The organism is Leifsonia sp. AK011 (genome assembly GCF_013410945.1).
Classification (GTDB): Bacteria; Actinomycetota; Actinomycetes; order Actinomycetales; family Microbacteriaceae; genus Rhodoglobus.
The window spans coordinates 1,700,379-1,713,632 of sequence record NZ_JACCCH010000001.1; the positions used below are offsets into that span (position 1 = coordinate 1,700,379).

15 protein-coding genes are annotated in these 13,254 nt (G+C 66.4%); 13 read left to right on the forward strand and 2 right to left on the reverse strand.

Going from position 1 to position 13,254, the window contains the following annotated elements; translation table 11 throughout:
- Positions 1 to 86: 86 nt before the first annotated feature.
- Both HDC94_RS08305 and metE read left to right on the forward strand, forming a co-directional pair.
- Positions 87 to 1,076 (forward strand): methylenetetrahydrofolate reductase, encoded by a 990-nt coding sequence (locus HDC94_RS08305; protein ID WP_308495672.1) that lies wholly within the window; start codon positions 87 to 89, stop codon positions 1,074 to 1,076.
- Positions 1,073 to 3,391: a 5-methyltetrahydropteroyltriglutamate--homocysteine S-methyltransferase gene (gene metE, locus HDC94_RS08310; RefSeq protein ID WP_179496585.1), complete on the forward strand. Its 2,319-nt coding sequence runs from the start codon at positions 1,073 to 1,075 to the stop codon at positions 3,389 to 3,391. The genes HDC94_RS08305 and metE overlap by 4 nt, the downstream gene beginning before the upstream one ends.
- 34 nt (positions 3,392 to 3,425) lie before the next feature.
- On the opposite strand, the gene lexA is transcribed toward metE, so the two are convergent.
- On the reverse strand, positions 3,426 to 4,109 hold the full coding sequence (lexA, locus tag HDC94_RS08315) for a transcriptional repressor LexA (protein WP_308495673.1): 684 nt from the start codon (positions 4,107 to 4,109) through the stop codon (positions 3,426 to 3,428).
- Positions 4,110 to 4,356: 247 nt separating this feature from the next.
- Between lexA and HDC94_RS08320 the strand changes: the two genes are divergently transcribed.
- From HDC94_RS08320 to HDC94_RS08345, 6 genes are all read left to right on the forward strand, one after another.
- Positions 4,357 to 4,734, forward strand: coding sequence for a LysM peptidoglycan-binding domain-containing protein (locus tag HDC94_RS08320; protein WP_179496589.1), 378 nt, complete (start codon positions 4,357 to 4,359; stop codon positions 4,732 to 4,734).
- 67 nt (positions 4,735 to 4,801) lie between these two features.
- Positions 4,802 to 5,869, forward strand: a complete 1,068-nt coding sequence (locus HDC94_RS08325) for a histidinol-phosphate transaminase (RefSeq protein ID WP_179496591.1) — start codon at positions 4,802 to 4,804, stop codon at positions 5,867 to 5,869.
- Positions 5,870 to 5,920: 51 nt separating this feature from the next.
- Positions 5,921 to 6,523, forward strand: coding sequence for an imidazoleglycerol-phosphate dehydratase HisB (gene hisB / locus HDC94_RS08330; RefSeq protein ID WP_179496593.1), 603 nt, complete (start codon positions 5,921 to 5,923; stop codon positions 6,521 to 6,523).
- Positions 6,524 to 6,525: 2 nt separating this feature from the next.
- Positions 6,526 to 7,161, forward strand: coding sequence for an imidazole glycerol phosphate synthase subunit HisH (hisH, locus tag HDC94_RS08335; RefSeq protein ID WP_179496595.1), 636 nt, complete (start codon positions 6,526 to 6,528; stop codon positions 7,159 to 7,161).
- On the forward strand, positions 7,158 to 7,907 hold the full coding sequence (gene priA, locus HDC94_RS08340; RefSeq protein WP_179496597.1) for a bifunctional 1-(5-phosphoribosyl)-5-((5-phosphoribosylamino)methylideneamino)imidazole-4-carboxamide isomerase/phosphoribosylanthranilate isomerase PriA: 750 nt from the start codon (positions 7,158 to 7,160) through the stop codon (positions 7,905 to 7,907). Before hisH ends, priA begins: the two co-directional genes overlap by 4 nt.
- A 16-nt stretch (positions 7,908 to 7,923) precedes the next feature.
- Positions 7,924 to 8,679: an SseB family protein gene (locus HDC94_RS08345; protein WP_306457269.1), complete on the forward strand. Its 756-nt coding sequence runs from the start codon at positions 7,924 to 7,926 to the stop codon at positions 8,677 to 8,679.
- Positions 8,680 to 8,690: 11 nt separating this feature from the next.
- On the opposite strand, the gene HDC94_RS08350 is transcribed toward HDC94_RS08345, so the two are convergent.
- A complete protein-coding gene (locus HDC94_RS08350) occupies positions 8,691 to 9,041 on the reverse strand; it encodes a DUF1844 domain-containing protein (protein WP_179496602.1) in 351 nt (116 codons plus the stop codon).
- 238 nt (positions 9,042 to 9,279) lie between these two features.
- Between HDC94_RS08350 and infC the strand changes: the two genes are divergently transcribed.
- From infC to HDC94_RS08375, 5 genes are all read left to right on the forward strand, one after another.
- Positions 9,280 to 9,978 (forward strand): translation initiation factor IF-3, encoded by a 699-nt coding sequence (infC, locus tag HDC94_RS08355; RefSeq protein WP_179496604.1) that lies wholly within the window; start codon positions 9,280 to 9,282, stop codon positions 9,976 to 9,978.
- Entirely contained in the window at positions 9,971 to 10,165 is a 195-nt protein-coding gene (rpmI, locus tag HDC94_RS08360; protein ID WP_179496606.1) for a 50S ribosomal protein L35, read from the forward strand. Before infC ends, rpmI begins: the two co-directional genes overlap by 8 nt.
- 17 nt (positions 10,166 to 10,182) lie before the next feature.
- Entirely contained in the window at positions 10,183 to 10,566 is a 384-nt protein-coding gene (rplT, locus tag HDC94_RS08365) for a 50S ribosomal protein L20 (RefSeq protein ID WP_179496607.1), read from the forward strand.
- A 72-nt stretch (positions 10,567 to 10,638) separates the two neighbouring features.
- A complete protein-coding gene (locus HDC94_RS08370) occupies positions 10,639 to 11,439 on the forward strand; it encodes an RNA methyltransferase (RefSeq protein WP_179496609.1) in 801 nt (266 codons plus the stop codon).
- A gap of 173 nt (positions 11,440 to 11,612) precedes the next feature.
- Positions 11,613 to 13,238, forward strand: coding sequence for an ABC transporter substrate-binding protein (locus HDC94_RS08375; RefSeq protein WP_179496611.1), 1,626 nt, complete (start codon positions 11,613 to 11,615; stop codon positions 13,236 to 13,238).
- Positions 13,239 to 13,254: the final 16 nt, after the last annotated feature.

Below are 13,254 nucleotides of genomic sequence, written 5' to 3' on the forward strand. Positions count from 1 at the left end.
GTCGGGTTCGCTCCCGGCAGGTGCGACCGCCGAGCCCGGCACCCGCCCCAACGGACAGCAGAATTCTGGCGACCGGAGGGTGAGTGGTGACGACTAGTCCTGTGCGTGCGATCACTCGCGCCGACGCGACGTTCTCGTTCGAGTTGTACCCGCCCCGGTCCTCCGAGGCTGAGACCGCCCTCTACGCCTCGATAGCCGAGCTCGTGGCCGTGTCGCCGGAGTTCATCTCGGTGACGTACGGGGCGAGCGGTTCAACCAGGGGGCTATCGCTCTCGGTGCTTACCCACATGCTCCGCAACAGCTCCGTCGAGCCCATGGCTCACCTCACGTGTGTCGGCTCGTCCTACGCCGAGGCGAGCCAGCTCATCCGTGAGTTCTTGGATGCCGGGGTCACGAGTTTCCTCGCACTGCGCGGCGACCCGCCAGCGGGCGCCACCGAGGATGACGACTTCCTCGGCGACCTCGGGAGCGCGGGTGAGCTCGTGCAACTCATCCATCGTGTGCAGAAGGAGCGTGAGCCCTTCCGCTTCAGCGACGTGCCCGGATTCCCTGGTGCCAAGCGCGTGACTCACGGTGAGAAGGTCACGATCGCGGTTGCGGCGTTCCCCAACGGCCACCCGAGGTCCCGGTCGGTCGACCAGGACCTCGACACCCTCCTGGCCAAGGAGGCCGCGGGGGCGAATCTCGCGATCACCCAGCTCTTCTTCCACGCGGACGAGTATCTCGGCTTCGTCGAGCGTGCGCGTGCCGCCGGAGTGACGATGCGCATCCTGCCCGGCATCATGCCCGTACTGAGCCCCCGGCGGCTGGAGCGCATCCTCGAGCTCACCGGTGAGGCGACTCCTCGCTCCCTCGAGCGCGAGCTCGCTGCCGCGGATTCCCAGGGCGCCCAGGCCGCGGTGGGAATCCGTCACGCGATTGAGCTCGGGGACCAGCTGCTCGAGGGCGGCGCCCCCGGCCTTCACCTCTACACGTTCAACCAGCACCAGGCGCCACTCGCGGTCCTCCGCGGCGTCGGCCTGGTCGGCGACCCAGGGTCGCCAACGACACCTCCACGAGAAAAGGAACTCGCATGACCACGATCCCAGCCTTTCCCACCGGCACGATCCTCGGCTACCCGCGTATCGGTCGTCGTCGTGAGCTGAAGCGCGCCGTCGAAGCCTTCTGGGCCGGGAAGATCTCTGCCGAGGAGCTGGAGGCGGCCGCTGCCGATCTCCGTGCCGCCACCCGTGAGCGTCTCGCGAGCCTCGGGCTGGGCCGCACGGACTCGTCGATTCCCGAGGCGTTCAGCTACTACGACCAGGTGCTCGACGCCGCCGTGACCGTGGGAGCCGTTCCCCAGCGCTTCGCCCGGCTGGTGAAGGATGACGGAACCATCGATCTCGCCGGCTACTTCACCATCGCACGGGGCGAGGGCCAGGACACCCCGGCCGAGATGACCAAGTGGTTCGACTCCAACTACCACTACCTCGTCCCGGAGATCGGTCCGGAGACCGACTTCCACTTGGCATCCGATCGCCTCATCCGCGAGGTGGCAGAGGCCACGGCATCCGGGTACCGCACGCGCCCCGTCATCGTCGGGCCCGTCACCTTCCTCCTGCTGAGCAAGCCGAGTGTGGACGCTCCCGAGGGATTCAGCCCGCTCGATCGACTCGACGACCTGCTCCCGGTCTACGCCGAGCTCCTCGCGGCGCTGACCGCAGTTGGTGCCGAGTGGGTGCAGCTCGACGAGCCCGGTCTCGTGTCGGAGAGCATCGAGGCCCCGCGTGACGTGGTTCTGGCGGCGACTGCCTCTGCCTACACCTCTCTCGGGGGAGCGCCCGTGCGCCCGGCGATCTTCGTGGCCGCACCCTACGCGTCGCTCGACGACGCCCTGCCTGTCCTCCTGGAGACTCCGGTGGAGGCGGTGGGCATCGACCTCGTGAAGGGCGACCTGCCCTCGGGCATCACCACGGACAAGGTTCTCGTCGGTGGAGTGATCGACGGCCACAACATCTGGCGTGGTGACCTCGAGGGCGCCTTCGCGTCCCTCGAGTCCCTCAAGGGCCTCAGCCCACACGTCGCTGTCTCGACCTCGACGAGCCTCTTCCACGTGCCCCACGACGTCGAGGACGAGCCGCTCCTCGAGGAGTGGCTCACGAACTGGCTGGCGTTCGCCGACCAGAAAGTCGGACAGGTCGCCACGCTCGCGAAGGGACTCATCGAGGGCAAGGCCGCCATCCAGAGCGAACTGGATGCCGCGACCGAGGCCCTCGAAGCTCGCCATGCCGCGGCCGGCGTGCGAGACGGGGCCGTTCGTTCCCGCACGGCGGCGCTCACCCCCGAGGACTTCTCGCGCGGCGACTACGCTGCACGCCTCGCCGCGCAGGATGAGGCACTCAACCTGCCGTTCCTGCCGACGACGACGATCGGGTCGTTCCCCCAGACGGGCGACATCCGCAAGACGCGCGCAGCCCTGGTCAGGGGCGACATCTCGGTGGAGGAGTACACCGAGGCCATGCGAGCGGAGATCCGCCGTGTCGTCGACCTCCAGGAGGAGATCGGGCTCGACGTCATCGTCCACGGGGAACCCGAGCGGAACGATATGGTGCAGTACTTCGCCGAGAATCTGGACGGCTTCGCCGTCACCCAGAACGGCTGGGTGCAGTCCTACGGCTCCCGTTGTACGCGCCCGTCGATCCTCTGGGGTGACGTCTCGCGACCCGCGCCCATCACCGTCGAGTGGTCGACATACACCCAGTCGCTCACGAGCAAGCCCGTCAAGGGCATGCTCACGGGACCGGTCACCATCCTCGCCTGGTCCTTCGTGCGCGACGACCAGCCCCTGCGCGAGACCGCGAACCAGGTTGCCCTCGCCCTGCGCGACGAGATCGCCGACCTCGAGGGATCCGGCATCGGCATCATCCAGGTCGATGAGCCGGCCCTCCGCGAGTTGTTGCCGCTCAAGACAAAGGACCATGCCGACTACCTCGACTGGTCCGTGGGTTCGTTCCGCCTCGCCACGGCGGGCGTCGAGGACCGCACGCAGATCCATACGCACCTCTGCTACTCGGAGTTCGGTGTGGTGATCGACGCGATCAACCGTCTCGACGCGGACGTCACCTCGATCGAGGCAGCCCGATCCAAGATGGAGGTCGTGCCGGATATCAAGCACAGCGGCTTCGGCCGCGGTATCGGCCCGGGCGTCTACGACATCCACTCGCCGCGAGTGCCCTCGGTGGAGGAGATCAGTGACCTCATCGAGATCGCGCTCGGTTCGATCCCGGAACGCCAGGTATGGGTCAATCCCGACTGCGGCCTCAAGACGCGCGGGTACGACGAGACCGTGCAGTCACTCACGAACGTGCTCACGGCAACGCGGGCAGCGAGGGAGAAGGCAGCCGCGAAGTAGCGGAAGGGTCTAGCCCGCGGCAGGTGATCGCGGGCTAGACCGCCCGGAGCACCGCCACGACCTTGCCGAGCACCTCGGCCTCATCCCCGAGGATCGGCTCGAACGAGGAGTTACGGGGGAGCAGCCAGGTGTGGCCGTCGCGCTGCTTGAAGACCTTGACCGTGGCCTCGTTGTCGAGCATGGCCGCCACGATGTCCCCGTTGACGGCGTCGCGCTGCTGGCGGACGACGACCCAGTCGCCATCGCAGATCGCCGCATCGATCATCGACTCACCCACGACCTTGAGCATGAAGAGGTCGCCCTTGCCGACGAGTCGCCGGGGGAGGGGGAACACCTCGTCGACCTGCTCGTCGGCGGTGATCGGGATGCCCGCCGCGATGCGCCCGACGAGCGGCACGAGTGCGGCATCCCCGACGGAGGGGGCTCCACTCTCCACCACGGCCTCGGTTTCGAGCTCCGGGAGGTCGATCAGGATCTCCATCGCGCGGGGACGATTCGGATCGCGTCGCAGGTAGCCGCTGAGTTCGAGCTGACCCAGCTGGTGGGTGACGCTCGACAGCGATGCCAACCCCACAGCATCCCCGATCTCGCGCATGCTCGGCGGATACCCCCGAGATGCGACCGAACGCTGGATGACATCGAGAATGGCGAGCTGCTTGTCGCTCAGGCTCTTTCGACGCCGGGTCGCGGGGCGGTCGGTGGGGAGAGTCTCGTCCACGGTTCCTCGTTCCTGCCGTACGCCGGCGAATGTCGGTGGTTCTGTCGAAACTGTATCCGGATGAGCGACCGCAGACAAACACATCTTCGAGTGTGTTGACAACTTTGTCGGTGGCTTGTTCGAAGATGGACTTGATTTCGATAGCAATCGAAGTTATGTTCGGTACAGGAATACTAATGACTTCGTATCCGGCACTCCCGGCCGAGAGCCGGATACGAAACCTCGTTCGAGACGCAAGGAGTGGATGATGAGCACGATTGCTTTCCCCACAGCGACATACGTGGCACGACAGTCCGATTCGGGCCGCGCCCCCGCACCCCGCCTGCGCCTCACACGACGTGGCCGCGGGGTCCTTCTGACCCTCGCGGCCACACCACTCGTCGTCGCCGCGCTGCTGTTCGCTCTCAACGGCGGCGGCGCCGTAGCATCCCTCGAATCGACGCCCGTCTCGTTCGACTACGTCACTGTCGCGTCGGGCCAGTCCCTGTGGGATGTTGCAGAGGCGGTCGCCCCGGGCACCGATCCGCGCGACGTCATCGACTCGATCGTCCGACTCAACCAGCTCGAGTCCGCCGACGTGTTCGCGGGCCAGCAGCTCGCGATCCCGCTGGAGTTCGCGCGATAGACAGTGCCAGCGCGACAGTGCCAGCGCCGTCAGTTCGGGCCATGGCGTGCGCCCTAAGCTTGGACGGGTGACAAGCCTCGACGACCTCCCCATCCGGGATGACCTGCGTGGGCTCAAGCCCTATGGTGCGCCCCAGGAGCCCGTTCCCGTCCAGCTGAACGTGAACGAGAACACCCACCCCATCCCGGAGGCGGTGGCAACGGACATCGTCATGTCGCTCGCACAAGCGGTGCTCGGGGCCAATCGATACCCCGATCGCGAGTTCACGTCGCTGCGCGAATCGCTCTCCGCGTACCTCGGCCACGGTCTCGCTCCCGAGAACATCTGGGCCGCGAACGGTTCAAACGAGGTGTTGCAGCACGTCCTCCAGGCCTTCGGCGGCCCCGGGCGTAGCGTCCTCGGTTTCCCGCCCACGTACTCGATGCACTCGATCATCGCGAGTGGCACCGGCACCCGCTGGGTCCCCGCCGACCGCGATCAGGAGTACACCCTCAGCGCGGAGACCGTCGTGGCTGCTATCGAGCGCGAGCAGACCGACATCGTCTTCCTCTGTTCACCGAACAACCCCACGGGGACCCCCCTCGACCTGGACGTGATCGCGGCCGCGTACAACGCGACCGACGGCATCGTGCTCGTGGACGAGGCCTATGCGGAATTCGCTGACGGAGACACAGCCCTGACCCTCCTCGAAGGGCGCCCCCGGCTGCTCGTCAGTCGCACGATGAGCAAGGCGTTCGCCTTCGCAGGCATCCGTCTCGGCTATCTCGCCGCCGATCCCGCCGTCATCGATGCTCTCAGGCTCGTGCGCCTGCCCTATCACCTCTCCTCGCTGACCCAGGCCGCCGCGGTTGCTGCCCTCGCCCACTCGAGCGAGATGCTCGCCATGGTCGACGACATCAAGCGCCAGCGCGATCGGATGATCGAGGCGCTGCCCGCGCTCGGATACCTGCCGCTCCCGAGCGCCGCGAACTTCGTGCTGTTCGGTGGGGTCGCCAACTCCCACGATCTCTTCGTCAAGCTCTTCAACGAGGGGATCCTGATCCGAGATGTGGGTATCCCGCATCACCTTCGCGTCACCGCGGGAACCGAGGCGGAAACTGATATCTTCCTCGAGGCCCTCGCGAGGCTCGGCTAGGCGCCTCTGGAGCACTCTGGGCGCTCCGGTCACCTCGGTAGGATGGGAATCATGACCCCACGCGAGGCGACCATCCGCCGCCAGACGAGCGAGTCGAGCATCGAGTTGACGATCAACCTCGATGGCACCGGCACCTCGTCCATCAATTCGAGTGTGCCCTTCTACGACCACCTGCTGACGGCGTTCGCGCGGCACTCGCTCGTTGATCTCACCGTCGAGGCGACGGGTGACACCCACATCGATGTCCACCACACGGTGGAGGACATCGGTATCGCCCTGGGCCTCGCCATCCGCGAGGCGTTGGGTGACAAGTCCGGAATCTCCCGCTTCGGGGACGCTCTCGTGCCGCTGGATGAGGCGCTCGTGCAGGCGGTCGTCGACATCTCGGGAAGGCCGTATCTCGTGCACTCGGGGGAGCCCGCGGGATTCGAACACCACCTGATCGGCGGCCACTTCACCGGCTCCATGGTGCGTCACGTGTTCGAGGCGATCGCCTTCAATGCTGCCCTCACCGTGCACATCACAGTGCTCGGGGGTCGCGATCCGCACCACATCGCCGAGGCCGAGTTCAAGGCGTTCGCGCGGGCGTTCCGCTTCGCCGTCGCGCGGGATGCCCAGGTCGTGGGTATTCCCTCGACCAAGGGCGCACTCTGATCGTGAGCGCGTCACCTTCGGTCGTGATCTTCGATTACGGCTCCGGAAACATCCATTCGGCCGCCAAGGCCCTTGAGCTTGCGGGCGCTCGCGTCACACTGACGTCCGACCGTTCCACCGCGCTGGCCGCAGACGGCCTCCTGGTGCCCGGCGTGGGCGCGTTCTCGGCCGTCATGGACGGCCTGAGCGCGGCCCGGGGCGGTGCTGTCATCGAACAGCGGCTCGCTGGCGGCAGGCCGGTCCTCGGCATCTGTGTCGGCATGCAGGTGCTCTTCGAACTCGGCGTCGAGCGGGGCGTCGACACCGAGGGACTGGGGGAGTGGCCGGGCGTCGTGCGTGAACTCGATGCCCCCGTTCTGCCGCACATGGGGTGGAACACCGTCGAGGCGCCGGAGGACTCGCGCCTCTTCGAGGGGATTCGCGATGAGCGCTTCTACTTTGTACACTCCTACGCGGCCCAGGATTGGACGCTGGAGACGAACCACCCGTTCCCTTCACCCGTCCTGACATGGGCAGAACACGGCTCGCGGTTCCTTGCCGCGGTCGAGAATGGCCCGCTGTCGGCGACGCAGTTCCACCCGGAGAAGTCGGGCGAAGCGGGCATCCGACTCCTGACGAACTGGCTGGAAACCCTGTGAGCGAATTCAACACCACCCCCGCCCTCGAGCTCCTTCCGGCGGTCGATGTCGCGGGGGGCAAGGCCGTGCGCCTGACCCAGGGCGAGGCGGGATCGGAGACCAACTACGGCGACCCGGTGGATGCTGCACAGGAATGGATCGACCAGGGTGCCGAGTGGATCCACCTCGTGGATCTCGATGCGGCGTTCGGGCGGGGGAACAACCGCGCCGTCATCCGCAGGGTCATCAAGGCGACGCCGCGTCGGGTGAACATCGAGCTCTCCGGTGGCATCCGCGACGACCAGACGCTCGAGGCTGCTCTCGCGACCGGCGCCAAGCGCATCAACCTGGGAACGGCTGCGCTCGAGAACCCCGAATGGGCTGCCCACGTGATCGCCGAGTTCGGCGAGGCCATCGCGGTGGGACTCGACGTGCGCGGTACGACGCTCGCGGCTCGGGGATGGACCCAGGAGGGCGGTGACCTCTGGGCCGTCATGGACCGCCTTGAGGAGGCGGGGTGCGCTCGCTACGTCGTCACGGACGTGACGAAGGATGGCACGCTCAAGGGTCCGAACGTCGACCTCCTGGAACAGGTCATGGACCGCACCGACCGCCCCGTGATCGCGTCCGGCGGGATCGCAACGCTGGATGACATCGCCGAGCTGCGCGCCCTGGTCCCGCAGGGCCTCGAGGGTGCCATCGTGGGCAAGGCCCTCTACGCCAAGGCATTCACCCTCGCCGAGGCGCTCGACGTCGCCTCCGCCTGACATGGTCGGCGACGGGATGCCCGCGGCCGATAGTGCAGGCGTGCCCTGGGCCGGCCGACACATCGAGAATCCGGCAACGCCGGACGACGATGGCTCAGCGCCCCCGCGCCTCCTGGAGGCGATACGCCGTTTCCGCGCCCGCGAGGTCGGCGAGGCCGAGGTGGTGGAGGCGCTTCGCGAGTCGCGCCTCCTTGTGCCCCTGGTTGCCGAGCGTGGGGACAGTGGTGTCGGCCCCCACGGACATCTCGTCGACAAGACGCAAGAACTGTCCATCGTGAGGGTGGCTGGCCCCGACGGTCGCACCGTGCAGCCGGCATTCACCTCGGTCACCGCGCTCGGCGCCTGGAATCGGGATGCTCGTCCCGTCCCCGCCGCAGCGCCGCGGGTCGCACTGGCCGCCGTCGAGGAACACACGGACGTCGTCATTGTCGACCCGACGAGCGAGACGGAGTTCGCCGTGCGTCGTCCCGCCCTCTGGGCGATCGCCCAATCCCAGCCGTGGACGCCGAGCTATCTCGACCCGGCCGTGCTCGAGGCCTTCCTCGCCTCGGCGTCACCGGAGCCCGTCGTCCGTGAGCTGTATCTGGCACCGGGGGACCCGGACGCGAGGCTCGCGGGGCCGGAGCTCATCGTCAGGTTGTCGCTCGAGGAGGGGCTCGACAGGTCCGCGGTCGACGAACTCATGGCTCGTCTCAGCGACCGCTGGTCATCGGACGAGACGATCGCGGTGCGCGTCGATTCCCTGAAGGTCCAGCTCGTCGCATCCGCCTGACGAGGATCGGGTCAGATCACCGAACCGGTGAACTTCTCGCCCGGGCCCGCACCCGGCGCATCGGGGATGCTGGACGCTTCACGGAAGGCGAGCTGGAGCGAACGCAGGCCGTCCCGCAGCGGGCGGGCATGACTGTCCGACACCTCGGGGGCGGCTGCCGTCACCAGACCAGCCAGGGCCGTGATGAGCTTCCGAGCCTCGTCGAGGTCGATCTCGGAGGCGGCATCCGGGTCGTCCGCAAGGCCGAGCTTGACGGCGGCGGCGCTCATGAGGTGCACCGAGACGGTGTTGATCAGCTCGATCGCGGGAACATCGCCGATGTCGCGGATCTCGTTGCTGGCTTCGTCGTAGCCGTCAGGCATGAATGTCCTCCATCGAGCGGGGTGGGAACCCCAGCTGAGTTCTGGGCGGGAACACCAATGGTCTGCTACCATTGGCGAGGCTCCGGGCTCCCGGAGACGCGAAAGTGGAGATTCTCCCACCTGCTGGCCGCCTCATACAGGCTATCGGGTAGTTGCACCCCGTCTGTTCCGTCGATGGCCTCCGTCATTGTGGGCCAGGCAGCATCAAGGGTGAGTGGCGCGCTGTGCGCGCCGCGCGATGTCCTCTTTCGTTCCGCGTGGCACACGCCACGGAATCATCAAGACAGAGGAGTTCCGCATCAGCGATCCCCGTACCAACGACCGAATCCGCGTACCTGAGGTTCGTCTCGTCGGCCCCAATGGTGAGCAGGTAGGTGTCGTCCGCATTGAGGACGCCATCCGTCTCGCCCAGGAAGCCGACCTGGATTTGGTTGAGGTTGCTCCCAATTCCAAGCCTCCCGTCGCCAAGATCATGGATTACGGAAAGTTCAAGTACGAAGAGGCACAGAAGGCCAAGGAAGCGCGACGCAACCAGGCGAACACGATCCTCAAGGAGGTTCGATTCCGCCTGAAGATCGACAAGCACGACTACGAGACCAAGCGCAAGCGCGCGGAGGGATTCCTCCTCGCGGGCGACAAGGTGAAGGCCATGATCCTGTTCCGCGGGCGCGAGCAGTCGCGTCCCGACCAGGGTGTGCGCCTCCTCCAGCGTTTCGCTGAGGATGTCGCGGAGTTCGGCTCGGTCGAATCCACCCCCACCATCGACGGACGCAACATGGTGATGGTGATCGGCCCCCACAAGACCAAGGCGGCTGCGAAGGCCGAGGCTGAGGCTCGCAAGACTGCGAACAAGGCCCCGCGCGACGCGGCCAAGGATGTAGCAGCGGACAACTCCGCTGCCGAAGTACCAACGGAAAAGGAAGACAAGGATGCCTAAGCAGAAGACGCACTCCGGTGCCAAGAAGCGCTTCAAGCTCACCGGTAGCGGCAAGGTCATGAAGCAGGGTGCTGGCATGCGCCACAACCTCGAGGTCAAGAGCGGCAAGCTCAAGCGCCAGCTCAACCAGGAGCAGGTGCTCGCCCCGGCGGACGCCAAGGTCATCAAGAAGCTTCTCGGCAAGTAAGGGTTTAGGACAAAAAAATGGCAAGAGTAAAGCGGGCAGTCAACGCCCACAAGAAGCGTCGCGTCATCCTCGATCGTGCCTCCGGTTACCGTGGACAGCGTTCGCGCCTGTACCGCAAGGCCAAGGAGCAGGTCACTCACTCGCTCGTCTACGCATACCGTGACCGTCGTGCGCGCAAGGGTGACTTCCGTCGCCTGTGGATCCAGCGCATCAACGCGGCATCCCGTGCCAACGGCCTGACGTACAACCGTTTCATCCAGGGCCTGAACCTGGCCGGCGTCGGCGTCGACCGCCGTATCCTCGCCGACCTCGCCGTCACCGAGCCCGCGACTTTCGCGGCCCTCGTGCAGACTGCGAAGGCGGCACTGCCGGCCGACACCAGCGCCCCCAAGGTCGCCTAGCGATACCACCAGCACCACCGAGTGCAGCGAGCCGGTCACGGTTCGTTCACCTCGTCACAATAGGCTGTCGACATGATCGACAACCCGCGCTCACCCCGTGTGCGCGCCGTGGCGAAACTCGCAAAGAGAGAAGCCCGGTCTGAGACCGGGCTTTTTCTCGTTGAGGGGCCACAGGCCGTCTCCGAGGCGTTGGCCTTCCGCCCCGAGTTGGTGCTCGAGATCTTCGCGACGCCCACCGCGTGGGAGAAGCACTCCGGGCTCGCCTCCGCTGCTGCCAACGCGGACCTGGACGTGGAGTTCGTGAGCGAACAGGTACTCGACGCCATGGCGGACACCGTGACACCCCAGGGGATCGTGGCGGTCTGCCGGCAGTTCCTCAGGTCGGTAGAGGACGTGCTGGCGGGCGGCCCCAGGCTCATCGCGGTGCTCGAGGAGGTCAGGGACCCGGGGAACGCTGGCACGATCATCCGCACGGCGGATGCCGCGGGGGCGGACGCCGTCATTCTGACCGGTCGCAGCGTTGACGTGTACAACCCGAAGGTCGTGCGCGCCACGACCGGTTCGATGTTCCATCTCCCGGTCGCGCGTGGTGCCGAACTTGAGGATGTTCTCGAGAAGGTTGCTGCCGCGGGCCTCCAGGTGATCGCGGCGGATGTCAAGGGCGGCGACCTTCTCGCTGCCCGCAACTCCGGAGCGCTTGCCAAGCCCACCGCCTGGCTGTTCGGCAATGAGGCGCGCGGGCTCACCGACGAGCACTACGCCCTGGCCGACTGGGTTATCCAGGTTCCGATCTACGGACACGCGGAGTCGATGAACCTCGCCACCGCAGCCGCGGTCTGCCTCTATGAGAGCGCTTTCGCCCAGCGCAGCTGACGTCGTTCCGCATGCACGTTGCAGTCGTGTAAATATGACCGGGTTTGACGCCTCTTCCCTCGGAGGTCGCTCGGGAGTGTGTTAGGACTGAGACATTGCGACGTTACGGGGGTGACCATCCTCCTGCGCGTTCTCTCACATCAGGAACACTGCAATCAGGAAGAGGTAAACGGATGACAACCGCATCCACTCATCGAAAGCGCGCAACAAGCGCGCTCATCGGCGCATCTGCACTCGCACTCGTTCTCGCGAGCTGCGCAGCAGGTGGCGACACGGGCGCGACCGGGGATGGCGCCATCCTCGTCGGAACAACGGACAAGGTCGTTACCCTCGACCCCGCCGGCTCGTACGACAACGGATCGTTCGCGGTCCAGAACCAGGTCTACGCATTCCTCCTCAACTCGCCCCTCGGCAGCCCTGACCCCGAGCCCGACCTCGCGGAGTCGGCGGAGTTCACCTCCCCGACCGAGTACACCGTCACTCTCAAGCCCGGCCTCAAGTTCGCCAACGGCAACGACCTGACCGCATCCGACGTCAAGTTCAGCTTCGACCGCCAGCTTGAGATCGCGGCACCCGACGGCCCCTCGAGCCTCCTCTACAACCTCGAGAGCACGGAGGCGGTGGATGACACGACCGTCGTCTTCACCCTCAAGGCCGCCAACGACCAGGTCTTCCCGCAGATCCTGACCACCTTCCCCGGCGCCATCGTCGACGAGGAGGTGTTCTCGGCCACCGAACTCACCCCCGACGCCGACATCGTCGCGGGCGAGGCATTCAACGGCCAGTACACGATCGCCACGTACGACTTCAACAAGACGATCGAGTTCGTCCCCAACGAGAACTACGCGGGCCTGCTCGGTCCTGCACAGAACTCCTCGGTGATCCTCAGCTACTACGCCGACTCCTCGAACCTGAAGCTCGACGTTCAGGAGGGCAATGTCGACGTGGCGTACCGCAGCCTCTCGGCGACGGACGTGGCCGATTTGCGTGGCGATGACGGTGTCGTCGTCCACGATGGACCCGGTGGCGAGATCCGCTACATCGTCTTCAACTTCGACACCCAGCCGTACGGAGCCACGACGGCGGAGGCCGACCCGGCCAAGGCCCTCGCGGTTCGCCAGGCCGTGGCATCCCTCGTCGACCGCGCCGAGATCGCCGACCAGGTCTACAAGGGCACCTACACCCCGCTGTACTCGTTCGTTCCCGAGGGCTTCACCGGCGCCACCGAGGTGCTGAAGGACCTCTACGGTGACGGCGAGGGCGGACCGGATGCCACGAAGGCAGCCGAGATCCTCTCGGCAGCCGGTGTCGCGACTCCGGTCTCCCTGAGCCTTCAGTACAGCCCGGACCACTACGGTCCCTCGTCGGGTGACGAGTACGCGCTCGTCAAGAGCCAGCTCGAGGCGACCGGTCTCTTCACTGTCGACCTGCAGTCGACCGAGTGGGTTCAGTACTCCGAGGACCGCGTGTCCGACGTGTACCCGGCGTACCAGCTCGGGTGGTTCCCCGACTACTCGGACGCGGACAACTACCTCACACCGTTCTTCCTCACGGAGAACTTCCTCGCCAACCACTACTCGAACCCGACCGTGGATGAGCTCATCACGGAGCAGGGTGTGACCTCGGATGTCGCGGCTCGTACCGCGCTCATCGAGCAGATCCAGGCGACCGTCGCCGAGGACCTCTCCACCCTGCCGCTCCTTCAGGGAGCGCAGGTCGCGGTGTCCGGCACGGACATCGACGGTGTGACGCTCGACCCGTCCTTCAAGTTCCGCTTCGCGGGACTCGTCAAGGGCTGAGAGAGCTAAGGTTCCA

Coding starts and splice junctions, on each gene's coding strand:
- metE (WP_179496585.1), top strand. CDS start 1,073: ATGACCACGATCCCAGCCTTTCCCACCGGCACGATCCTCGGCTACCCG.
- HDC94_RS08320 (WP_179496589.1), top strand. CDS start 4,357: ATGAGCACGATTGCTTTCCCCACAGCGACATACGTGGCACGACAGTCC.
- hisB (WP_179496593.1), top strand. CDS start 5,921: ATGACCCCACGCGAGGCGACCATCCGCCGCCAGACGAGCGAGTCGAGC.
- HDC94_RS08345 (WP_306457269.1), top strand. CDS start 7,924: ATGCCCGCGGCCGATAGTGCAGGCGTGCCCTGGGCCGGCCGACACATC.
- HDC94_RS08350 (WP_179496602.1), bottom strand. CDS start 9,041: ATGCCTGACGGCTACGACGAAGCCAGCAACGAGATCCGCGACATCGGC.
- infC (WP_179496604.1), top strand. CDS start 9,280: ATGTCCTCTTTCGTTCCGCGTGGCACACGCCACGGAATCATCAAGACA.
- rpmI (WP_179496606.1), top strand. CDS start 9,971: ATGCCTAAGCAGAAGACGCACTCCGGTGCCAAGAAGCGCTTCAAGCTC.
- rplT (WP_179496607.1), top strand. CDS start 10,183: ATGGCAAGAGTAAAGCGGGCAGTCAACGCCCACAAGAAGCGTCGCGTC.
- HDC94_RS08370 (WP_179496609.1), top strand. CDS start 10,639: ATGATCGACAACCCGCGCTCACCCCGTGTGCGCGCCGTGGCGAAACTC.
- HDC94_RS08375 (WP_179496611.1), top strand. CDS start 11,613: ATGACAACCGCATCCACTCATCGAAAGCGCGCAACAAGCGCGCTCATC.